Raw genomic sequence first — 22,211 nt, 5'->3', positions numbered from 1 at the left:
ACCCTCCGGTCGAAAAGTCGTCGTGGCCTGAGGCTACCCGGCCCGCGACCTTCCTGTCAGATGGACCCAGTGATGCTGGGACACATGCACTTTCAGTCATCGGTCCGGCCCCACGGTGCGATGGGGTTGCCCTGCCAGCGGGTGAAGTCGGGCACCACGTCGCCGCGCATCACCAACGATGCGGGTCCCACGGTGGCCGCCACCCCCAATCCCGACGCCGGTAGTGCCACACAATGCGGACCCAGCGTGGCTCCGGCGGCCAGGGTCACCCGGTCCATCGCCATCACGCGGTCGTGGAACAGGTGGGTCTGCACCACACACCCGCGCTGGACGGTGGCGCCGTCGCCCAGGCTCACCAGGTCGGCCTCGGGCAGCCAGTACGTCTCGCACCACACCCCGCGCCCGATCTGCGCGCCCAGCAACCGCAGCCACACGTTGAGGATCGGGGTGCCGGTGGCGGCGTTGGCGAACCATGGCGCGGCAACGGTTTCGACGAACGCATCCGACAACTCGTTGCGCCACACGAACGAACTCCACAGCGGGTGTTCGCCCACCTCGATGCGCCCGACCACCAACCACTTGGCAGCGGCGGCGATACAGCAGGCCGCTGCCCCAGCCACCAGCAGCACCAGGCCGCTGACCAGTGCCGCGACCAGATAGTTCGAGTGCACGGCGATGTACTGCAGCCCGATCAACACGAACAGACCCAACCCGAACGTGATCATCATCGGGATCAGTCGCAGGGTTTCGATGAATGCCCGCGCCACCTTCAGCTTCGTGGGCGGGTCGAATGTGCGGGAGGTGTCGGTCTCGGCGACCGATCGCCGCAACCGCACCGGCGGGCTACCCAACCAACTCGACCCGGACTTGGCCTTGTTCGGTGTGGCCGACAGGACTGCCACCAGCGAGTTCTTGGGAACCTTGCGACCCGGGCCGGTCATCCCTGAGTTGCCGAGAAAGGCTCGCTTGCCCACTTTCGCCTCGTCGATGTGCATCCATCCGCCGCCCAGTTCGTAGCTGGCGACCATGGTGTCGTCGGCCAGGAACGCCCCGTCGCCCACCGAGGTGAACTTCGGGATGACCAACGCGGTGCTGATCTCGGTGCCCTTGCCGATGTCGGCGCCGAGCAGTCGGAACCACACCGGCGTCAGCAGGCTGGCGTACAGCGGGAACAGGAAGGTGCGGGCCGAATCCATCAACCGTTCGGTGGTCCACACCTGCCAGCCGACGCGCGAGCGCACCGGGTGATAGCCCTTCCTCATCCCGATCGAGAGCAGCCGCACGCCCACGAGGGTGATGATGGCGAACACCAGCAAGCTGGTCAGGGTGGCCGGCGGCAGCAGGATGGCCGCGCGTATCGCCACCGAGCGCAGTCGGGGCGCATCGGCTGCCCACGATCCGATGACCGCCAGTCCCGCACCCAGCGACACCAGCGGGATGCCCGCCAACACGATGGAGGTGACGCCGTAGACCGGTACCCACCAGCGCCGCCGCGGCGGCCGTTCCGGGGGCCACGGTGTCTTCGCCTTGCCGGTCTTGGCAGCCGGTGAACCCGACCAGTGTTGGCGCGCTTTGACTTTCCCGATCACCGCCGAGCCCGGGTCGACCACCGCATCGTTGCCGATGCGGGTGCCGGGCAGCAGGGTGGACCGTGAGCCGACAGTGGCGCCCTCGCCCACCTCGATGTCGCCGATGAGCACCCGGTCACCGTCGATCCACCAACCCGCCAGGTCCACCTCGGGTTCGATGGAGCAGCGTTCACCCAGGGTGATCAGGCCGGTGACCGGGGGTAGCGAGTGCAGGTCGACGCCCTCGCCGATGCGCGCGCCCAGCGCACGGGCGAAGTAGATCATCCAGGGGGCCCCGGCGAGGTTGGCTGCACCGCTGGCCTCAGTGAGTCGTTCGGCGATCCACAGCCGCAGGTGCACCGACCCGCCGCGCGGATACCCGCCAGGTGTGATGCCACGCAACAATATTCGGCATCCCACCGCGGCGATCGTCATCCGACCCACTGGCGTGACGATGACGAGGAACGCGAGAAGCAGCGCCCACCAGTTCGTGTGGATCATCCACGACCGGCGCACGTCATCGGGCAACACGTCGATGGCGACGTTGTTGGCCACGGCCAACCACACCACCCACTGCAGGCCGGTCAGAGTGGTCAACGGCACCGACAGCGCGATCTGGGCCCACCCGGCGGCCCGTGGTGTGGGCGCCACCTCGCGAGGCTCGGCGACGATCCCCGGATTCCGTTCGTCCAGCAGTTGCGCCAGCGCACCCAGACGTGGGTGGTCGTAAAGGTCGGCGACGGTCACCTCGGGATACCGCTCCCGTAGCGCGGTGACCAATTGTGCTGCGGCCAGCGAACTTCCGCCCTCGGTGAAGAAGTCGGCGTTCGCATCGGAGATGGTCACCCCCAGCACCGCGGTCCACCGATCGGCCACCCAGGCCTGGGTGCCGTGGAGGTCGCCTGCGGCATCTCCCGACGTGCCGGGCAGGGGCCAGGGCAACGCATCACGGTCCACCTTGCCCGAGGTGCGGGTGGGCAGTTCGTCGACCAGCGCCAAACGGGGGACCAGCGCGGCCGGAAGTTGTTCGGACAACGCGGCATGAGCGGCGTCGATGTCGAAGTCTGGGTCGGTGGAGGCCAGGTATCCGACCAGCACCGAGTTCCCGGCCGCGGTCTTGCGGACGGCGGCTGCTGCCCCGCTGACACCCGGAAGGTGTTGCAGCGCATTGTCGATCTCGCCCAGCTCGATGCGCCGCCCGCCCACCTTCACCTGATCGTCGGCGCGGCCCATGAACACCAGGCCCTCGGGTTCCAGACGTACCAGGTCCCCACTGCGGTACGCGCGGTCCCAGCCGAGAGTGGGCATGGCCGAATACTTCTCGGCGTCTTTGGCCGGGTCGAGGTAGCGGGCCAGGCCCACCCCGCCGATCACCAGCTCACCCACCTCACCCTCGGTCACCGGCTGGCCCTGGGCGTTCACCACCGCCAGATCCCAACCCAGCAATGGCAATCCGATGCGGACGGGTGATTGGCCGGTCAATGGGGCCGCGCACGCCACCACGGTGGCCTCGGTGGGTCCATAGGTGTTCCACACCTCGCGTCCACCCACGGCCAGTCGCTCCCCGAGTTCTGGCGGGCACGCCTCGCCGCCGAAGATCAACAGCCGCACCGCTTCCAACGCCTCGGCCGGCCACAGGGCGGCCAGTGTGGGCACAGTGGAGACGATGGAGATGTCACGGGAGACCAGCCACGGACCCAGGTCCATGCCGCTACGCACCAGCGAGCGTGGCGCAGGCACCAGGCAGGCACCGTGGCGCCAGGCCAGCCACATCTCCTCGCAGGAGGCGTCGAAGGCCACCGACAGCCCGGCCAACACCCGGTCGCCAGGGCCGATCGGCTCGTGCCGACAGAACAGTTGAGCCTCGGCGTCGACGAACGCCGCGGCATTGCGGTGTGTCACCGCAACACCTTTGGGGGTTCCGGTCGACCCGGAGGTGAAGATGATCCAGGCGTCGTCGTCGACGGTGGGGTCGGTGTGGGGGGTTTGTGAGACGGTGGCGGTTCGGTCCCGCAGCGCGCCGGCGCGATGCAGACCCGATGCGTTGATCACCGCGGCCACATCGGCCTCGCCGAACACCAGGTCGGCGCGTTCGTCGGGGTCGTCGACGTCGACCGGCACGTAGGCGGCGCCGGCGGCCATGGTCGACAGGATGGCCAGGTACAGCTCGCGTGAACCCGACGGCATCCGAATGCCGACGCGATCGCCGCGACCGATGTTCTGGGCGACCAGCCACCGGCCGCCCTCGACGACGAGGTCCATCAGTTCGGCATAGGTGAGAGCCAACTCACCGTCGTCGATGGCGGGGGCCTGGGGGTGTCGCGCAGCGGTGTCGCGCAGGATGTCGATGAGCGTTCGCGGTGCGCTGGCCTGCGACGACAGCAGGTATTGCGGCGGTATTGCGGTGGTCACCGTGATCCTTTCGGCGGTGGTGACAGCGAGCGGCGGACGCCTGCAAGTGTCTCAGCTTGGTCACCAACCTTCACGCGCGGGACTCTTCGCGCGCAGGCGGTGTCACAGTGGAAGCAGTGTGGGCGTCGCATCGACGCGATCGACCAGAAGCAAGGAGGTGTGTGCGATGCCGGTGATCGATCACCGTCGTCCCAGCCGAGGATCCATCGTGCTCTGGGTGTTGGTGCGGATTCTGGTCAAGCCGGTGCTCTCCATCTGGCCGCTGTCGCCGCTGGGTTTGCGGGCGGCTCGCGTGCTCGAACCGATCGCGCGCCGCGTCCTGCACCCTGCAGGTGTGGTGACCGAGACAATCGATGTGGCGGGGCGTCGCACCGAGTACACGGTGGCGGCGCGGCCCAGCCGACGCGCTGGCGACACCGCGATTCTCTACCTGCACGGTGGCGGTTTCGTGGCGGGTGGTCCGTGCACACATCGGACCGTGACCGCAGGCCTGGCGCGAACCACCGAGCTGCCGGTGTTCGCGCCGGACTATCGCCTGATCCCCGATGGCGGGGTGGGCACCTCGGTGCACGATGCGGTGGCCGCGTACCGGGAGTTGGTCACCGAGCGCGGTTTCCGATATGTGGTGGTGGCAGGCGACTCGGCGGGCGGGTTTCTGTGCGGCAAGATCGTGGAGGCGGCGGCCGAGACGGGATTGCCGTCGCCGCCGGCGTTTGTCGGCTACTCGCCGATGCTGGATCTCGACCTGGCCGCCAATCCCGACAGCGGCAGCCGCAGCGACGCCTACCTCCCGAAACGTCGGATCGCCCAGCTCGCCCCCCGCTTCGACGACGGGCCCATCCCGCTGCGGGGGGTCAGGCGCATCACCGAACTGGCACCGCAGCTGATGCCCCCGACGTTGGTGGTGTCGGCGAAAGACGAGTTTTTCGAGATCGAGATGGTGCGGCTGGTCGAGGGCCTCGACGCCGCCGGTGGTACCGCAGTGTTGCACCGGTTCGCCTGGCAGGTGCACGCCTTCCCGACGATGAGCGGCGCGCATCGGGAAACTGTCGAAACAATCGCTCTCACAGCTGAGTTCGTCGCTGATGCGCTGTCGTTGGCGCGCGCCGACGAGCAGGCTCGTAAGACGGGGTAGACCCTGGTTCAGCTCTCGGACTTGCGGCGCAGGCTGCGGGCCGCGCGGCGGCAGGCCTGTGAGCAGTAGCGCACCTCGTCCCACTGGCCGCGGCCTTCCCACCGTTTGCGGTTGTCGAACGGGCGCCCGCACACGACGCAGGTCTTCGACTCGCGCCAGTCGGCGCTGTCACCTCGCTGTCGCCCCATGCCGTCCAGTGTTCCAGGCTCGCGTGGGGCCGGGTGGTCAGCGCGCGGCTGGGTGGTCAGCGCGCGGCTGCCTGCAACGCCAAGGCGATGAGGTCTTCCCCGGTCAGACCCGGATAGCCGTGACACATCTCCCGCCACCCGGTGGGGACGGCGGATGCGCCGTAGCGGGCCCCGAGTAGACCGCCGGCGATGGCGGCGACGGTGTCGGTGTCGTTGCCGATCGCGATGGCTCTGGTCAACGCCTGCGACAAATGCTGTGGGTCGCCGTCGAAATCGGCGCGGGTGTGGTGGATGGACGACCAGGCCGCCTGCAGCGCGGTGACCACCCACCCGTTGGGTCGGAAACTCGACGAGCCTCTGGTCTCGGCCTCGTCGATGCGGTCGGTCCAGTACTGGGCGTCGGCATCGTCAAGGTGGGCCAGCCCGCCGCGCAGATCCAGCTCGCCGGAGATCACGGCGTGCCGAATTGCCAACGACCACAACGCACATGCGTTCTGGGCTTGCGGGTCGTAGTGGGTGAGCGCACTGACCTGGCGGGCTGCCTGCACCAGGCCGTCGGGGTCGTTGAGATAGGCCAACGCCACCGGCGCAGTGCGCATCAACGAGCCGTTACCTGCGGTGTGCCCGGTGCGGGCGTGGGTGTCGGCCGAGACGGCAGTCATCGCGGTGCCGGTGGGGTCGGGTCCGGCGCTGCGCAGGACCATCGAGGTCTGCGCGCCGATGTCGGGTGGCCCCGAGCGGTACCAGGTGTAGAAGTGTCGGGCGATCGCTGTCAGCGCGTCCTCGGAGCGCAGGTCGGCCCCGGTGGCGGCCACGTCGAGTACAGCCCACGCCAGGGTGGTGTCGTCGGTCCATTCGCCGGGGGCGAAGTCACCCAGGCCGCCGCCGATCATCTGCGGACCGTCGGGCCCAGGTATCGCCACCTCGAATTCGTAGGGGGCGCCCAACGCATCGCCCACCGCGGTGCCCAACACCACCCCGGCGACACGATCGAGCTGCTCCTCAGTGAGGGAGTTCATGGATCCGCCTTTCGTCGATCAGGTGCACGATCGTACGACGACGGTCTGACATTCTCGGCCGATGAACAGCTCGGGGTGCCGGATCTGGTTATTGCAGGGTCCAGTCGGGTTCGCCGGTGCGGCCTGTGGTGTAGCCGCCCCAGTCGGTTTCTCCGCGAAGTGTTGCGGTCAGGGAGTCGAGGAGTTCGGGTAGGCCGTCCCAGTGGCGGGTTCCGTCGTCGGCGTCGACTTTGTCGAATTCGATGATCTGACCGGTCGCTGGTCCGGGGCGTGAGTCGTATACCAGCATGGTTCCGTCCAGGTCGGCGATGGGGATGAACGCGGGGATGAAGTGGTAGACGGGCTGGTTCCCGTCGTTGCCGGCGGTCTCCTGTATCCAGTCGTAGGCCTGCAGTGTGGTGGCTCGGGTGGCGATGGATTCGTCGAGGTTGAGCAGATCGAAGTCGGGAAAGAGGTTCTCGCAGTGGGTGTTGATGGTGGTGAACCATGCCGCTAGGTCGGCGGGCCACGGTGTGCCGGTGGTGATGGCGGCGGCGTCGTCGATCTGCGCTGTGGTTGCTCCGCCGGCGGTGAGTGTGGAGACGAGGGTGTCGGCGCCGCGTTCGGTCAATTCGGCGATCAGGTTGTGCCAGCGTGACGTGGTTGCAGTCGCGGCCGACGCGCGGTCTCGGGTAGCTGGTGGGGTGGTGAGGGTGGCGGGCGGTGCTCGGTGGAGTTCGACGAGGCCATGCTCGCCGTCGGCGGGCCAGATCTGGATGGTCACGTTGCCACGCTCGGATGCGGCATCGATTCTACGGACGCAGACGCGTATGGTGTGCCAGCCGTTCAGGTTCTGCGTCAGGGTTTCCATGCGTGTCAGCTCGGCAGTCACCTGATCGTCGAATTGGCAGAAGATTGAATGGAATCTGGTGCCGGAACGGAACTCGATTCCGCTTTGTTCTATCAACTCCCATCCGTCGGTGATCAGCGCGGGTTCGCTGTCGAGGAACTGCATAGAAAAGCTCACTTTTCCAGTCGTTTCGCGCAGCCTGAGTATCACATCACCTGGAGCCAGTGGCCCAGCAGCAGGGGCGATGATGTCTCCCCTCGCATAGCGCTCTCTGTCGGGCATCATTGCCGGCTCACCCTGAATACGCACCTCAAACGGGGCGTCAAGTTCAAACTGGAATTCGTAGTTCATTGCATCCGTTCCTATGGCACGAAGTAGAATCCGTCGTTCGCGATCAGGGGATCTTTGCCTATGAGACAGACGTCAGGCGGTTTCCGGTCCGCTGGGGCGGGCACGCGGGACCCACAGGACACTCGTTCCCACGCTGGCGCTCATGGCGTCGGTGTCGAGCATGAACACCTCATCGCGGCTGATGTAGGGGGCACCAGAATGTCTATCGCGTGTCCATCGCGGTGCTCGCTGACGATCTTGAGCGCATCCGTGGCCATCGGCCACGTCACCCGAACATCGAAAGCGATTGCGCGCGCGCGGAGTTGGTCGTGGTCATCCGCGAGGGTGAGCCTGCGCAGGATCGTCGCCTCATCGGTGGAACCGAGCGAGGGGTCCAGCACCCGCATCGTGCGTTCGCCACCGATGCCGATGGCCAACGAGAACGGATTCAACGATTCGCCGCGGCCCAGCTTGTGCGCAGCCGCCTCTATACTGTTGTCCAGTAGCGAATCCAGATCGCGCTGGGTGGTACTTCGACATCGCGAATGCGATGCGCACGCTGTCGGTAGGGCTGAGTGAGTTAGTGAGCAAGCTCAGGCGTGACCTTCGTGACGTGCCGAACTCGGCTGGGCATCACATGTCAGCGGGTCACTCGTGGGCAACCGCCTACGACCAGGCCGCATCCGACGTTTTCGAAGCGATCTCACTGACGGCGGTCGCCGCCGACAATCTCGGAACGCTGGTCCACAGCGCGGGTAGTGAGAGGATGCGGGTCCAGAACCTGAACACGCCTGGACGCCCGGATGCCGCAGCCCCGGCTCTGGCTCAAGGAAGCGGGATCACCACCGCGATCCATCCCGAATTCCGTTCCACCGGTGGCCGCAACGACCCGCCGGACACCTGGCACCTCATCGAAGACCGGGTGACCAAGAAGTGGGCTGACTGTGATGTCGACAAAATCAGAACGGCTGGGGAGGCGTGGACGGCAGGCGCGGCTGGGGTCAGTCGACTCGTCCAGGCGGTACCTGGTCCAAATGGCGCGCCGGATCCGCCACCGGAGGTGCCGAAAATCGATGCGGCTGTCGATCGCGTGTGCCGCGTACTCGATGAAGTTGTCGTGTGGGGCAACGCAATCGCTACCGCGTGTGCCGAAACTCAGAGCAAATCCGATCTCGAACGCAGACAGATCACCGCGGTGTTGCAGGCCGCCAACATCGTCATCGCAGTTCTCGACTCACTACCGGGCGGCCCCTTGCCGCAGTTCGTCTCGATGTTTGCCGTCGACCGGTACAAAGAGCAGGCGGCTCGCGACGTGGCCACCCTGCTGACCGAGCTCGACGGGTTCGTCGGCACCGCAGTGAGCAGCCTCGAGGGAATCACCGGAGCGGGAAACGTTACCAACCTCATTCAACTGAATCTGTCGCCGATGCTCGGGCGTTACGCCAGACCCGACAAGCCCATTTCCGGAAACACGAACTTCGCGCGGCGAGGTGCCGAGGGTGAACGCAGAGCGGGAATTCCGCCGGGATACAAGAAGACACGAGTGTATCCGAAGAATCCGAGACGTAAAGGCGGATACCGATATCCTGACTTTATTGATCGAGATCAGGGTCAAGTCACGGAAGTGAAGAATGTCAACGACACGCGCGCCAGCGATGATCAAATTGCTGATGAGGCACAGTGGGCGGAGGAGCAGGGATACACCATGACATTGATCGTTGACCACCGAACGGTGCTGTCGCCCGATGTCGTACGGCTGGAATCAGAGGGAGACATCACGGTCGTGCGGATGGAACTCGACGACAATCTGGCCGGGCAGGCACCTACCCCGTTTGTTCCACGAAAGGACTGGACCCCGCCGGTATCGACGGATCCAGCCAACACAACTCAGACGGGAGTGCCCGCGCCATGATGTTTGTGTATCCGGGGATGCCGGAGGGTGATGACTGGTTGGCCGAGGAGATGTCGTCGCGGCCCATGTTGCGTGATGGGGTGGATGCGTTTGAGGTGCGGTTGGTGCGGGATTTGGAGGCGGTGGGGGTGCGGGCTGTGAAGGTGAGTGATTTGAATCGTGCGGTGCGGTCGGTGCCGCCGGCGATTCCGGTGTTTGTGGATTGGTTGAAGAATTTGGATGTGAAGGTGCCGGGTCCGGAGACGCGGCATCGGGCGGCGTTGCGGCGTGTGTTGTTGGAGGCGTTGGATGATCCGGCGTGTCGGGGTAATCGTGAGGTGGTGGATGTGTTGTTTGAGCAGTTGGAGCGGCGGTCGCCGCCGTTGGCGGCGCCAGATCAGATTTGGACGGCGGAAAATCTGGCTCATATTGCCCAAGCGCGTGATTTTGATCGTTTTGTGCGGTTGATTGAGCGTTCGGATGTTGAGGATGGGACGTTGGTGGCGATTGCCCGGTATGTGGGCCGGTACAAGCGGCCGCAGTCCCGGGAGATCGCGTTGCAGATTTTGGGCAATGATATTGCTCGCCCGGATGCGATTCGGGCGTTGGCGAAGGTCGGTGAGCCTGGTGATGTGGAGGTGATCGCTCAGTATGTGGATGATCCTAATCCTGATACTCGGCGAGCTGTGGTGAAGGCAGTGAAGAAGTTGACGCCGTGATCGACGATCATCTCGAACGGATGGCTGCCGACCTGCGACGAGAGAGCGAACGGATGCGCGCGTTGCAAGCCCAGATCGAGTCATTGACAGGTCTGGCGACAGCGGCAGACGGAACTGTCACCGTTGTTGTGAGCGGAACGGGAAACGTCGAGAGCATCACCATTCATGACAAGGGCCGTGACGTGCACCCGGACTTTGGTCACGTCATCGCCGAGACGATCAACGAAGCGCTTGCCACGGTTCGGGCCCAGATCACAGAGGCAGCGATTACTGTAGCGCAGGCGCGCACGGCAGTGACCGACGAGCTGGTCCGGCAAAGGAACCCGCTTGGTGATGCGCTCTCGGACCTGGCGGCGGCCATATCGTCCGAGATACCCGCCGAGCATGACAACACGCCGGACCGCTACAGCGATGACGACTACGAGTTTCAACGACGCAACGGATGGTTGGAGCGCGGCTGAACCTCAACGTCGGGCGCCGCTTCTCGATTCTCGGCCGATGAGGACTCGGGTCAGGGTTCGCCGGTGCGGCCAGGGTCTGCCAGATATTGTCCATGTGACGGGGTACCCCTGTCTATCGGGCATCATTGCCGGCGTACCCTGAATATGCGCCGCCGCATCTCCTGGGGCTTGCGCGCACAGGTCGACAGTTCGGCACCCAACATCACCGCGAGGAACCCTCACCGGGGCAACGCGCGTGCGCCAGGCAAAGACATGAGCCCAGGAAGCTGAAGGAAATCATTTGCTGCACATAGAGCGTAAGCTGATCAAGGTGAATCAGGTGGCTACGCAGAATCAAATTGATCGGCTCGCCAAAGCCGACATATTAGGGTTCTGCTTCGGAGATAATTACTTCAGTATGGAGGATTTCAAAAAGCTCAAAATGGGTAAACAGAAGGTCTCCTTCGCTGTCACTCCCCACGGCTCTGCGACACTCCTTGATCTGGCGGCTTATGTTGCTGATGGCGAGGCTGACTACTTTGAATTCACGCCATCCGAGCCGGAGAAGATTGCTGAATTAAATGAAGAACTGAAGGTGTTATCTGAAGTGGACAGGCCAAAGATTGCAAATGGATTCTTCGTCCTTGCTGACGATGACTCGTTCCTGAGGATGGAAGATTACTTTGATATTCTGTCAGGACATGGAGTTGAGTTTTTCCAATTTGAGATCGTTTCAGTTCTTGACGAACACTCGATGCTGCCGAAAAACTTCATGTCTCGTGCTGAGAAACTGTTCAGCTCTCATCGGGTTTTGGTTTCGGATAGCTTTTCGTCCATGTCGGAGTATCCGATAAAGAATATTGACGGGTTCTATTTCAATTTGGAGCGGGACTCGCAGGAAAATTACGACCTCTCAGAGCAGAAGTTTTCGTTGTCGAAAGTTTTGAGAGTGATTGGCAGCGCTTAAGTGGACCTTCTTCGGCTCATCCCTGACGGTTTGCTTGCGCAGGGTGCGCTCAGTGCGGACTGGGGCAGGTGGCTTGATCGGTTACCGCGGCTGGTGGCCGACCTGGTCGATGAATGGCAGCTGACCCCGGCCGGCGAAAGCCGGCACGGCTACTGCTCTCTCGTCGTCCCGGTCACCGACGCCGATGGGGTAGCCGGTGCCCTCAAGGTGACCTTCGATGGTGACGTCGAGTCGATGCATGAGGGGCTCGCGCTGCAACGGTGGGGTGGCGAGGGCGCGGTTCGTCTGCGGCGCGCCGACCCGCGACGCCGGGCGCTTCTTCTCGACTGGCTGGCCGGGCCCGACCTCGGTGACACCTGGGACGTGCAGGCGTGCGAGATCGTCGGCGGCCTCTATGCCGGTCTACATGTGCCGGCTGTGCCGCAGCTTGCGAGTGTGGCGTCCTATGTCGAGCGATGGCTGGATGATCTCGGTGTGCTCGGGCGCGATCTGCCGATTCCGCGGAGGTATGTGGAGCAGGCAATAGCGTTGGGCCGCAACCTGATCGCTGATCCGGGCGGTCAGGTCACCGTGCACGGCGATCTGCACTATGCCAACGTGATGGCCGACGCGAACGGCACCTGGCTGGCCATCGACCCCAAGCCGATGGCAGGCGACCCGCACTATGAACCCGCGCCCATGCTGTGGAACCGGATGGACGAGCTGACCGGACCGCTGGCCGTGGGCTCGGTCCGAGACGGGTTGCGGCGCCGGTTCCACACCCTCGTCGACACCGGGGGCCTCGACCACGACCGCGCCCGCGATTGGGTGGTGGTGCGCACGATCATCAACGCCGGATGGACGGTGCAGGGCGCTCGTCGCGCGGGCCGCGGCCTGCACCCAGCAGAACAGGACCGGATCACCCGGTGCGTCGCGATCACCAAGGCGGTCCAGGATTAGGTTCTGGCCTGCACCAGCCCGGGTCGTCCACAAACTGCGCTGTGCTGGGGGATCGAGGGCACATTCCCCTCGAAGGGTTCCCACAGCGCAGTTTTCCGCAGGCAACGGGGCGGTTAGCGCGCGGGGCTAGCCTGGGAGGTATGACTGCTCAGTCCGTCACCGAACTGTTCGCCCTCGATGACCTGCTCGACGACGAGGAACGTGCCATCCGTGACACCGTTCGCGCGTTCGCAGAGGCGAAGCTGCGTCCCCGAGTTGCAGGATGGTTCGAGGACGGCACCCTGCCGGTTCGCGAGCTCGCCGGCGAACTCGGTTCGATGGGCCTGTTCGGCATGCATCTGCACGGCTACGGCTGCGCCGGCATGTCGGCCACCAGCTACGGCCTGGCCTGCCAAGAACTCGAAGCCGTCGACAGCGGATTGCGCAGCTTCGTCTCCGTGCAGGGATCGCTGGCGATGTACGCCATCCACGCGTTCGGCAGCGACGAGCACAAAGACCAGTGGTTGCCATCGATGGCCGCAGGCGACGCCATCGGCTGCTTCGGGCTCACTGAAGCCGACTACGGATCGAATCCTGGCGGTATGCGCACCAACGCCAAACGGGACGGCGACGACTGGGTGCTCAACGGCTCGAAGATGTGGATCACCAACGGTTCGGTGGCCGATGTGGCGGTGGTGTGGGCGCGCACCGACCTCGACGAGGGTGCCCGCGGTATCCGTGGTTTCGTCATCCCCACGGACACAGACGGTTTCAGCGCCAACGAGATCACCCGCAAGATGTCGCTGCGCGCGTCGGTCACCGCCGAATTGGTGTTCGACGACCTGCGGCTGCCCGCCTCGGCGATGTTGCCCGGCGTCACCGGGCTCAAGGGGCCGCTGAGCTGCCTCAACGAGGCCCGGTTCGGCATCGTCTTCGGTGCCATGGGTGCCGCGCGGGACTGCCTGGAAACCGCGCTGGCCTACACCGCCGACCGGGAAGTGTTCGGCAAGTCGTTGTCGGGCTATCAGATCACGCAGGCCAAGCTTGCCGACATGGCCGTCGAACTGGGCAAGGGGCAACTACTTGCGCTTCACCTCGGTCGCCGCAAAGACGCGGGCACGTTGCGTCCCGAGCAGATCAGCATCGGCAAACTCAACAACGTCCGCGAAGCCATCGCCATCGCGCGTGAGGCGCGAACACTGTTGGGTGCCAATGGGATCACCCTGGAGTATCCGGTGATCCGGCACGCCAACAACCTCGAATCGGTCCTGACGTACGAGGGCACCAGCGAGATGCATCAATTGACCATCGGCAAGGCGCTGACCGATCGGGACGCATTCCGCTGATCACCGGCGGCGTCGATACACTCGTCGCCATGGATGACGGCCTTTCCGCAGCAACCGGCGCGGCCCGCGGACTCTCGAAGATCATGATCCTGCTGGGATCGTTGGTGATGTTGGGCTGCGTGGGCTACCTGATGATCGGGTGGTGGGACGATCGGCGCTGGTTCTGGATCGCCGTCGGCGTGGTGGTCATCCTCGCCAACATCGGCGTGCTTATCGCCCAGTTCCGGCCCACCCCCAAGCCCCGCGATTGGACGTTGGACGAGGTGCGTGAACTGATCGAACCCATCCACGGGGAGACCGCGCAGATCCGTACGCTGCGTCGCGCCGACAAGGGTCTCGGCTTGGTGCAGGCCGTCGAACTGGTGCGCGCCGCCAACACGCCTGAGGAGCCCACCGACCAATAGCGGGGTGTCCGATTCAGACACCGCAATGTGTGCATCTGATGCACAATCTGGCGCATGGTCAATCTGTCTCGCCGCAGCGTCATCAAAGCCTCGGGAGTGCTGGGAGTCGCCGCTACCGCCGGTGCGCTGCCCCGATGGTCTCCCACCGCCTTCGCTGACCCCGCCGTCGAGTCGCGTGCCGTGTCGACGGCGGGCACCACGCTGGAAGCGGTCGGCGTACCCAAGGCCACTGGCCCCCAGCGGTATCGGCGCATCGTGGCCGGACCCGCCTGGCCGCTGGTGGTGCGCACCGAGCTGGCCCCGGCCAAACCCGGTCGCGACGATCGTCGGGTGGGCGTGGCCTCCATCGTGCAAACCACCGACATCCACATCGTCGACGCCGAGAGCCCGGTACGCGCCGAGTTCATCCACCTGGACAACGGGTCGGCGTTTCGCCCGCACGAGAAGATGACCACCCACGGTGCGATCACCCTGGTGCAACGTATCAATTCGCTGCCGGGAGGACCGTTCTCGGGACGAGCATTCGACTGTCTGGTGTCCACCGGCGACAATACCGACAACCACGAGTTCGCCGAGTTGGACTGGATGTTGACGCTGCTGTCGGGGGGAACCCTACGGCCCTCGACCGGCGACCCGAATCGGTATGAGGGCGTGCAGGTCTGGGGTTCGGCCCTGTATTGGCAGGCCGAGTCGCCGATGGCAGACATCTACAAGCGCCGTGGCTTCCCGCAGATCCCCGGACTGCTGGCCTCGACCATCACACCCATCACCAGTCCGGGCCTGAAGATGCGCTGGTACAGCGTGTTCGGCAACCACGACGACAGCGTGCAGGGCACCGCACCCAGTGGCATCGGGTTCATCGACGAGTTCTACGTGGGTGGCACCAAGATCGACGTGCCCAGCGGTCAAGCGCAGATCGATCGGATCTCGGCGGCGTTTCGCACCGACCCCGCCGCGGTGCCCCGCCTGTTCGGCGAGCTGATGACCAAGGGACCGGTGCGCGCGGTGACACCGGATGCCCGTCGGCGCCCATTCACCACGCGGCAGTACATGGCCGAACATCTCAAGCCGCGCTACACCGGGCCCGGCCCAGTGGGCCACGGGTTCGCCTCAGACGCACCGACATCGGGCATCACGTACTACTCGTTCCCCATTGCGCCTGGCGTGGTGGGTATCTCGATGGACACCACCAATCATGCAGGCTTCGTGGACGGTTCGATAGGGGACGTGCAACTGCGGTGGATCGAGCGGCTGCTCACCCGGGGGTCGCGCACCTACTACGATGCCACTGGCCGCAAGGTGACCCACGCCGCCGACGACACGCTGTTCGTCATGTTCAGCCACCACACCTCGACCACCATGGAACTGCCCATCCCCGACCCTGAGCATCCGCTGGAAGCGCGGTTCACCGGCAAGTATCTGGTCGAGTTCTTCAAGCGGTTCCCCAACGTGGTGGCCTGGGTGAACGGGCACACCCATCAGAACAAGATTACCCCACACCGGGGAAGGACTGCAGCGCAGAGCTTCTGGGAGATCAACACCGCGTCCCACATCGACTTCCCTCAGAACGCTCGCATCGTGGAGGTGTGTGACAACAAGGACGGGACGCTGTCGCTCTTCGCCACGCTGATCGAGTCGGCGGCCCCGTATTCGGTTGATTACAGCGATCATTCGGTCACTGGGCTGGCGTCGATGTACCGGGAGTTCTCCTACAACGACATCGGCCGTGAACCCAGCCGACTCGGTGGTCCGCTCGACCACAACGTGGAGCTGCTGCTCACCTCACCGCGCTGACCCGCCCGCACCCGACCCGTCGAGTGGGCGGTAATCCTCGTCGGTTGGGCGGTAGTCCCCGTCGACTGGGCGGAAGTTGCGCGAATCGACGGTTCAGGCTGCGGCGCGTTCAACGGTGAGCAGGCTGTTGGCATGATGCTCTCCCTGGTATGCCTTCGAACCCCCGTTGGCGCCGAAAAGCCTTTTGCTCCAGACCAACCAGGCCACGGCCGCGATGTTCACCGCCAGCAGCAGGATGCGCAGCACCGTCACCTTTTCGGTCAGTTCGTAGATTTCGAGGGGGAGGAAGATGCTGGTGGCGACGACGGCGAAGTACTCGCCCCACCGCTTCATCAGCCACAGCCCGGTGGCTTCGATCAGCTGCAGCGCGGCATAAACGATGATGCCGACGCCGATCCAGACCAGTGTGGTGGAGCTGAGAGTGAAACTCGACTCGATGAGCCGGACGATCTTGGAATCGTCGATGTTCCAACCGAGTTGATCGGCTAGCGGCCGCAGCAGCGGAAGTTCTTTGTCGACGACGTGGCGTGCCGACTCGCGCTTGTTTCGGAACTGGATGACCGCGAACGCAGCGAGAAGCAGAACCACGCCACGCAATCCTCGCTCGACCGCCAGCAGCCGCAACACCACGCGGTCACGCGCAGCGTTACCACCGGCGATGTCGGGTGCCTCGTCGGCGGGTCCGCGCCCGCGTGGCTCTCCGACCGCGAACACCCCGCAGCGCAGGCAACGCCACGCCTCGCCGGCGGCCGTGGTCACGTGCAGACGGTCGCGCAGTCCTGGATGGTCGGTAGGGTCGTAAGTCGCGTGACCCCGTCGGCTGCACGCGCGCAGAGACCAGTCCATGAACCCCTCGTCTTCTCGTCCGTACGAATGTCACAACCCTAGCGATCGCGCCAGTGGCACCGCTACGTTGCGTGTGCGGGGCTGGTCTCTTTGTCGGCGAACTGAGTTCGGTACAGCTCGGAGTAGCGTCCACCCGACGCCAAGAGCGTGGGGTGGGTACCGCGCTCGATGACCCGCCCGTCCTCGAGGACCAGTATCTCGGTGGCCGCCCGCACCGTGGACAGTCGGTGCGCGATGACGATCGATGTTCGACCCGCCAACGCCTCTGAAAGCGCTTCCTGCACAGCGGCTTCCGAGGTGGAATCCAGGTGGGCGGTGGCCTCGTCGAGGATCACCACCGACGGTGCCGCCAGCAGCAGCCGGGCGATGGTCAACCGTTGGCGTTCGCCACCGGACAGTCGGTAGCCGCGTTCACCGACAACGGTGTCGAGCTGATCGGGTAGCGATCGGACGAGGTCGTCGAGGCGGGCGCGGCGAAGCGCAGCCCAGATGTCGTCGTCGGTGGCCTGTGGAGCGGCGAGCATCAGGTTGGAGCGCACCGTGTCGTGGAACAGGTGCCCGTCCTGGGTGACCAGACCAACCGACCGATGCAGGGACGCCTGGGTGATGTCGCGGACGTCGAGTCCGTTGACCGTCACCGCCCCGGAGTCGACGTCGTAGAGCCGCGTGGCCAGTTGCGCCAGCGTCGACTTGCCTGCGCCCGAGCTGCCGACCAGTGCGATCATCGAACCGGTGGGCACCTCGAAGGACACGTCGTGGATCACCTCGACGCCGCCCCGGTTATCAAGTTGCGCAACCTCTTCCAGTGACGCCAGGGACACCTTGTCGGCCGACGGATAGCCGAACGACACGTTGCGGAAAGCCATCGTCACCGGTCCCGTAGGCAGGTCCACCGCATCGGGCTTGTCGACGATGAGGGGGATGAGGTCGGTCACCTCGAAGACGCGCTCGAAACTGACCATGGCGCTCATGATCTCGACCCGCGCATTGGCCAGCGCCGTCAGCGGCGCATACATCCGAGTCAACAGCAGCGCCAACGACACCACCTGTCCGGCATCGAGATGTCCACGTACAGCGAGGAATCCGCCCAGTCCGTAGACCAGGGCCAGCGCCAACGCCGACACCAGAGTCAGCGCGGTGACGAAAACCGCCTGCACCATCGCACGTTCCACGCCGATGGCCCGTACATTGCGTGCCCGTGCCGCGAATTCGCGCGACTCCTCATCGGGCCGTCCGAACAACTTCACCAGCGTGGCGCCGGGTGCAGAGAACCGTTCGGTCATCTGGGTGGACATCTCGGCGTTGTACTGCGCGGCTTGACGCGACAGGTCTGCCATCCGTGCACCCATCCGTCGTGCGGGAATCACGAAGATGGGCAACAAGATCAGGGCCAGTAGCGTGATCTGCCACGAGATGATCAGCATCACCGTCATGGTCAACGCCAGGGTGACCACGTTGGACACCACCCCTGACAGGGTGTCGCTGAACGCGCGTTGCGCGCCGATCACATCGTTGTTGAGCCGACTGACCAATGCCCCGGTGCGGGTGCGGGTGAAGAACGCGATGGGCATCTGCTGCACGTGATCGAACACGGTGCGTCGCAGATCCAGGATCAGGCCTTCGCCGATGGTGGCCGACAGCCACCGCACCACCAGACCCACGGCGGCGTCGACCACCGCCACCACCGCGATGAGCACGGCCAGCCAGATGACCGTCGATGACGAGCCGCGGCCGGTGATCTCGTTGACCACCCGTCCAGCCAGGATGGGAGTTGCCACCGTCAGCACCGCCACGAACACCGACAGCACCAAGAACACCGCGATCCGCCTTCGATGCGGCGCAGCGAACGCCAGGATGCGACGCAGAGTGGTGCGGTTGACGCCGCGGGGCGTCCGGTTGTTGCGTCCCGCCGAACTCATCGTGCGGTAGAGCGAGTTGTACGCAACAGATTCCATGGACATCAGGTGAGCGTATGCCCTGCACACAGGGTGCGGTCAATGCGAGAACGCCGCTGTTCGCCGACAGATGAATCCCGGCAAATCCGACCGTGTCAGAGGAATCCGACCGGCCGCCGACCCGACCCGACCACCGGTGTCGGATCAGCACCCAGCGCCGTGCCCAGCAATTCGGCGTACACGTCGCGAAAGTCGGTGGTCACCTTCAGGTCTCCGTTGTCCAGGTCGGTGAGGCTGGGCTCGTCGCCGTAGAACCCGCCCTTCACGCCTGCGCCGGCGACGAACAGTGGGCCTGAGGTGCCGTGATCGGTGCCCTGTGAGGCGTTGGCGTGGACGCGGCGCCCGAATTCCGAGTACGCCATCACCACCACGTCGCGTCCGTGCGGATCGTCGGCCATGGTGGTGACGAAACCGGCCAGCGCGTGATCGAGCTCGGCCAGCAGCGTCTCCTGGGTGCCACGTTCGTCGGCGTGGGTGTCGAAACCGCCGAGGCTCACCGAGTACATCCTGGTCGGAGCGCCGGCCTGGATGCAGCGGGCCACCAGGTCGAGTTGCTCACTCAGCGACGAGCCTTTCGCTGCTTTGACGCCCTTGGTCGGCGTGGTGGGGCGAGAGATGTCGGGATCGGTTGTGGCGCGACCTGATCCGGCAACCGGCCCGAATGTGGCGGCGGCGCGCTGTTGAGCCGCATACGATTCGCACACCAGACGCGCTGCGGATGAGTCGGTGGGGTCGCTTCGGCTCAATGCGGCCAGCGTGGTGACCGACGCGGCCGGTGGTGCACCCGCTCCGGGGAGAAGTGCTGCTGCAGTTGATCTCTCGCCGATCGCCAATGTCGGCAGCGTCGATCCGACGCTCACCGCGCGCAGTGGATCGGCGCCGGTGGAGTCGAGCCAGCGCCCCATCCAGCCCGTGTTCACCGGCTGATCCGGTGACGCGGTCTGCCAGATGTCCATCGACCGGAAGTGGCTGCGATCAGGCTTCGGGTAACCGACTCCCCGCACGATGGCCAGCTCACCTTTGCCCCACAGACCGTGCAGGCCACCCAGCGCCGGGTTGAGGCCGAGATCGGAATCCAGATGCAGCACATCGGATTCGGCGTACGCGAGCTCGGGGCGCGCGTCGTGGTAGGCGCTGTTGGCGTACGGGATGACGGTGTTGATGCCATCGTTGCCGCCGTAGAGCGTCACCACCACCACGATGCCCTCGCCCTGGATGTGGGGGCGTTCGCGGCCGTGGGCCATCAGTTGATCGACGGTGACAGCGGTGACTCCACCGAGGACCCCCAGCGCGCCGACCGCGGCGGAGCCGGTGAGGAACGTGCGACGATCGATGTCTCGCATGATGTCTGGCCTTTCGGGACGCAATGGTGTTCAGGCGGTGAGGTATTCAGGACTGACCAGCGCCGTTGCAATCAATGACGGCGGACGTGAGATCAAGGGCCGCAACACTGCAGCAGTGCGATCAGTGAAGCCGGCCAGCCCCAGGACCTCGGCGATCGCGTCGATCCGATCGCCAGGTGCGGCGTCGACGACGGTGGTGTTCTGTGGTGTACTCGCCAGTCGGGTGGCTGCGCGCAGCCGCGTTTGGGCTGCTGCGGTTGACAGCCAGCCCTGTCCGGCGGGCCATCCGCCGACGTTGGGCGGGTAGAACGGCAGCTGCCCAAGCTGACGCAGTGTGAAGGCCATGGCGGTCAGGTCAGCGGTCTGGACCTGTGGGGACAGCGCGCGGGTAGCGCCGACCAGCCATTCCACCGGGCTTCGAACCCGTGATGTGGCAATGAATTCAGGGTCGCCGACGATCGCATTGACCAGCGCGGAAATGTCGCGGCGTGACCCGTAGGCGTCGGTCAGTCGGCGCAGTGTTGCTGCTGACGGATCGGTGTCGGAGGCGATCTGACGCCACATCCGGGTGGCCACGTGGGCGGCCGAGCCCGGATGGTCGAGTACCGCGTCACAGAACCCGGCCGCGTCGAGGTCGCCGCGCACTCCAAGCACGGACTTGATCCCGTTGTCGTGCAGACGCGCCCGCACCTGGGCTGTTCCGGCGGGCGTGATGTGCCACCCGGTGAGCGCGCGCGCCCCGTCGCGAACATCACTCTCGGTGTACCCGGCACCGTGACCGAGTGCGAACAGCTCCATGAACTCGCGAGAGAGGTTCTCGTTGGGGGCGCGTCGCGTGTTCTTGCCGCCGTCCAGCCACTTCAACATCGCCGGGTCGGTCAGCATCGCATACGCCAGCGGGCGAAACTGCCCCCGCCCCAATGCCCGCAACGTCTGGTTCTGCGCCAGCATCGCGTGCGGGTCTCGAACCTTCTGAGCAGAAGTGGCAAAATGGTTGTGCCACAGCAGGGTCAGCTTCTCGATGGTCGGGTTCTGGGTAGTCACCATTCGATGCAGCCACCACCGTGTCAGCTCCACGGTGTGCTCGGCAGCCGTGCGCTTGGCTGCCGAACGGCTGGCCCTGTCCGGTGACTTGCCCAGTGGTGCCATCGGCGTGAAGGTGGGTGGCGGCGTGGCTTGTGCCCCGGGATCGGATGCTGTTGATGCGCGAAGGCGTTGGACAACCACGGTGTTCAGGCCCGCGCTGAGGGTGGCGTCCACTTCGGCGGCAGTGGTGCCGAAACCCAGCCGGGTGAGCGTACGTGCGGCGGCGATCCAGTCGGCAGAACGGTTCATACCGACCAGTGTGGACAGAGCGTGAGGTGGCGGGCCAGGGCTGCGATCCGACCTTCAGAAGGCCTTCAGGTTCAGCGCCTCGACGCGGATTAGCTTTGCTGTCATGACACATCCAGAACAACCCGACGACACCCGCCGCATCGATCGCCCGATCGAGGAGCCAGTGCGTGCCTACCCCGATGAACAGGGCGGATCCACCGCAGCGTTGCCCGAGACACCGGTCGCAGGCGATCCTGCGCCACCGGCCGATCCCCGCGCCGGCGCACCTCAGTCAGCCGGTGACAGATCGTCTCGACGGCCGCTCGTCCTGGTGGGCGTCATCGCCCTGTTGGTGGGTGGACTGATCGGCGGTGGCATCGCGTGGGCGGCCGCCCCCGACGACCACCACGACCGGGTGCGCCCCACTGCCATGGACTCGCATTTCGGCGGGCCGCCGATGGCCGAGGGCAAGCATGGCAAGGCCGGCAAACACGGAAAGAATCGTGCAGCCCGGGGTGCGGTCGGCCAGATCAGCGCGATCACAGGTGACACCTGGACCATCAAGGCCCGTTCTGGGGAGACCCTCACTGTCGACATCACCGATCAGACCGCATTCGGGACTGCGCGTAAACCGCAGCAGCGCAGCGAATTCGCGGTGGGCGATCGGATCGTGGTGCTCGGTAAGCGTGAGGGGACCACGGTGATGGCGATGCGAGTGGTCAAGCGGACCCCCAAGCCGACAGCCCCGGCCGGGCAGGCCCCGCCGTCGACTCCCACCCAACCGAGCTGATCG

Annotated in this window: 19 protein-coding genes; 10 read left to right on the top strand and 9 right to left on the bottom strand. The window is 65.2% G+C overall.

The genetic code is table 11. The features are described from left to right. Positions 1 to 92 precede the first annotated feature (92 nt). Positions 93 to 3,980, bottom strand: a complete 3,888-nt coding sequence (locus KIK15_RS10015; protein WP_307851817.1) for a Pls/PosA family non-ribosomal peptide synthetase — start codon at positions 3,978 to 3,980, stop codon at positions 93 to 95. Positions 3,981 to 4,146: 166 nt separating this feature from the next. Between KIK15_RS10015 and KIK15_RS10010 the strand changes: the two genes are divergently transcribed. Continuing rightward, entirely contained in the window at positions 4,147 to 5,115 is a 969-nt protein-coding gene (locus KIK15_RS10010; RefSeq protein ID WP_214244076.1) for an alpha/beta hydrolase, read from the top strand. Positions 5,116 to 5,123: 8 nt separating this feature from the next. Here the strand turns inward: KIK15_RS10010 and KIK15_RS10005 are convergent, their stop codons facing one another. From KIK15_RS10005 to KIK15_RS09990, 4 genes are all read right to left on the bottom strand, one after another. After that, on the bottom strand, positions 5,124 to 5,303 hold the full coding sequence (locus KIK15_RS10005; protein WP_214244075.1) for a DUF2256 domain-containing protein: 180 nt from the start codon (positions 5,301 to 5,303) through the stop codon (positions 5,124 to 5,126). A 56-nt stretch (positions 5,304 to 5,359) separates the two neighbouring features. After that, the gene (locus KIK15_RS10000) at positions 5,360 to 6,322 is read right to left on the bottom strand and encodes an ADP-ribosylglycohydrolase family protein (protein ID WP_214244074.1); all 963 of its coding nucleotides are present in this window, start codon (positions 6,320 to 6,322) and stop codon (positions 5,360 to 5,362) included. Between the two features lie 88 nt (positions 6,323 to 6,410). Then, on the bottom strand, positions 6,411 to 7,502 hold the full coding sequence (locus tag KIK15_RS09995) for an SMI1/KNR4 family protein (RefSeq protein WP_214244073.1): 1,092 nt from the start codon (positions 7,500 to 7,502) through the stop codon (positions 6,411 to 6,413). Between the two features lie 140 nt (positions 7,503 to 7,642). Then, positions 7,643 to 7,918 carry a hypothetical protein gene (locus KIK15_RS09990; RefSeq protein ID WP_214244072.1) on the bottom strand — a complete coding sequence of 92 codons (276 nt, stop codon included), beginning with the start codon at positions 7,916 to 7,918 and terminating at the stop codon, positions 7,643 to 7,645. 113 nt (positions 7,919 to 8,031) lie between these two features. Here KIK15_RS09990 and KIK15_RS09985 point away from each other — a divergent pair, with 113 nt between their 5' ends. From KIK15_RS09985 to KIK15_RS09950, 8 genes are all read left to right on the top strand, one after another. After that, entirely contained in the window at positions 8,032 to 9,393 is a 1,362-nt protein-coding gene (locus KIK15_RS09985) for a putative toxin (RefSeq protein ID WP_214244071.1), read from the top strand. Further along, a complete protein-coding gene (locus KIK15_RS09980; protein ID WP_214244070.1) occupies positions 9,390 to 10,091 on the top strand; it encodes a HEAT repeat domain-containing protein in 702 nt (233 codons plus the stop codon). Before KIK15_RS09985 ends, KIK15_RS09980 begins: the two co-directional genes overlap by 4 nt. Then, the gene (locus tag KIK15_RS09975) at positions 10,088 to 10,552 is read left to right on the top strand and encodes a YbaB/EbfC family nucleoid-associated protein (protein ID WP_214244069.1); all 465 of its coding nucleotides are present in this window, start codon (positions 10,088 to 10,090) and stop codon (positions 10,550 to 10,552) included. Before KIK15_RS09980 ends, KIK15_RS09975 begins: the two co-directional genes overlap by 4 nt. 310 nt (positions 10,553 to 10,862) lie before the next feature. Then, positions 10,863 to 11,498, top strand: coding sequence for a hypothetical protein (locus KIK15_RS09970; RefSeq protein WP_214244068.1), 636 nt, complete (start codon positions 10,863 to 10,865; stop codon positions 11,496 to 11,498). Continuing rightward, complete coding sequence (locus KIK15_RS09965) at positions 11,499 to 12,437, top strand: aminoglycoside phosphotransferase family protein (RefSeq protein WP_214244067.1); 939 nt, start codon at positions 11,499 to 11,501, stop codon at positions 12,435 to 12,437. Between the two features lie 140 nt (positions 12,438 to 12,577). Next, the gene (locus tag KIK15_RS09960) at positions 12,578 to 13,762 is read left to right on the top strand and encodes an acyl-CoA dehydrogenase family protein (RefSeq protein WP_214244066.1); all 1,185 of its coding nucleotides are present in this window, start codon (positions 12,578 to 12,580) and stop codon (positions 13,760 to 13,762) included. 29 nt (positions 13,763 to 13,791) lie between these two features. After that, positions 13,792 to 14,166 carry a hypothetical protein gene (locus KIK15_RS09955; RefSeq protein WP_214244065.1) on the top strand — a complete coding sequence of 125 codons (375 nt, stop codon included), beginning with the start codon at positions 13,792 to 13,794 and terminating at the stop codon, positions 14,164 to 14,166. A 54-nt stretch (positions 14,167 to 14,220) separates the two neighbouring features. Next, complete coding sequence (locus tag KIK15_RS09950; RefSeq protein WP_214244064.1) at positions 14,221 to 15,960, top strand: TIGR03767 family metallophosphoesterase; 1,740 nt, start codon at positions 14,221 to 14,223, stop codon at positions 15,958 to 15,960. Positions 15,961 to 16,053: 93 nt separating this feature from the next. On the opposite strand, the gene KIK15_RS09945 is transcribed toward KIK15_RS09950, so the two are convergent. From KIK15_RS09945 to KIK15_RS09930, 4 genes are all read right to left on the bottom strand, one after another. Beyond that, a complete protein-coding gene (locus KIK15_RS09945) occupies positions 16,054 to 16,806 on the bottom strand; it encodes a DUF2127 domain-containing protein (RefSeq protein WP_214244063.1) in 753 nt (250 codons plus the stop codon). 62 nt (positions 16,807 to 16,868) lie between these two features. Beyond that, positions 16,869 to 18,767: an ABC transporter ATP-binding protein gene (locus tag KIK15_RS09940; RefSeq protein WP_214244062.1), complete on the bottom strand. Its 1,899-nt coding sequence runs from the start codon at positions 18,765 to 18,767 to the stop codon at positions 16,869 to 16,871. Between the two features lie 89 nt (positions 18,768 to 18,856). After that, positions 18,857 to 20,104: a DUF1501 domain-containing protein gene (locus tag KIK15_RS09935; RefSeq protein ID WP_214244061.1), complete on the bottom strand. Its 1,248-nt coding sequence runs from the start codon at positions 20,102 to 20,104 to the stop codon at positions 18,857 to 18,859. 30 nt (positions 20,105 to 20,134) lie between these two features. Continuing rightward, positions 20,135 to 21,439 carry a DUF1800 domain-containing protein gene (locus tag KIK15_RS09930; RefSeq protein WP_214244060.1) on the bottom strand — a complete coding sequence of 435 codons (1,305 nt, stop codon included), beginning with the start codon at positions 21,437 to 21,439 and terminating at the stop codon, positions 20,135 to 20,137. A 103-nt stretch (positions 21,440 to 21,542) separates the two neighbouring features. On the opposite strand from KIK15_RS09930, the gene KIK15_RS09925 reads away from it, so the two are divergent. Next, on the top strand, positions 21,543 to 22,208 hold the full coding sequence (locus KIK15_RS09925) for a DUF5666 domain-containing protein (RefSeq protein ID WP_214244059.1): 666 nt from the start codon (positions 21,543 to 21,545) through the stop codon (positions 22,206 to 22,208). Positions 22,209 to 22,211 lie beyond the last annotated feature (3 nt).

Source organism: Williamsia sp. CHRR-6 (assembly GCF_018474015.1).
Classification (GTDB): domain Bacteria; phylum Actinomycetota; class Actinomycetes; order Mycobacteriales; family Mycobacteriaceae; genus Williamsia_A.
This window is presented reverse-complemented; position numbering and strand designations above follow the sequence as displayed.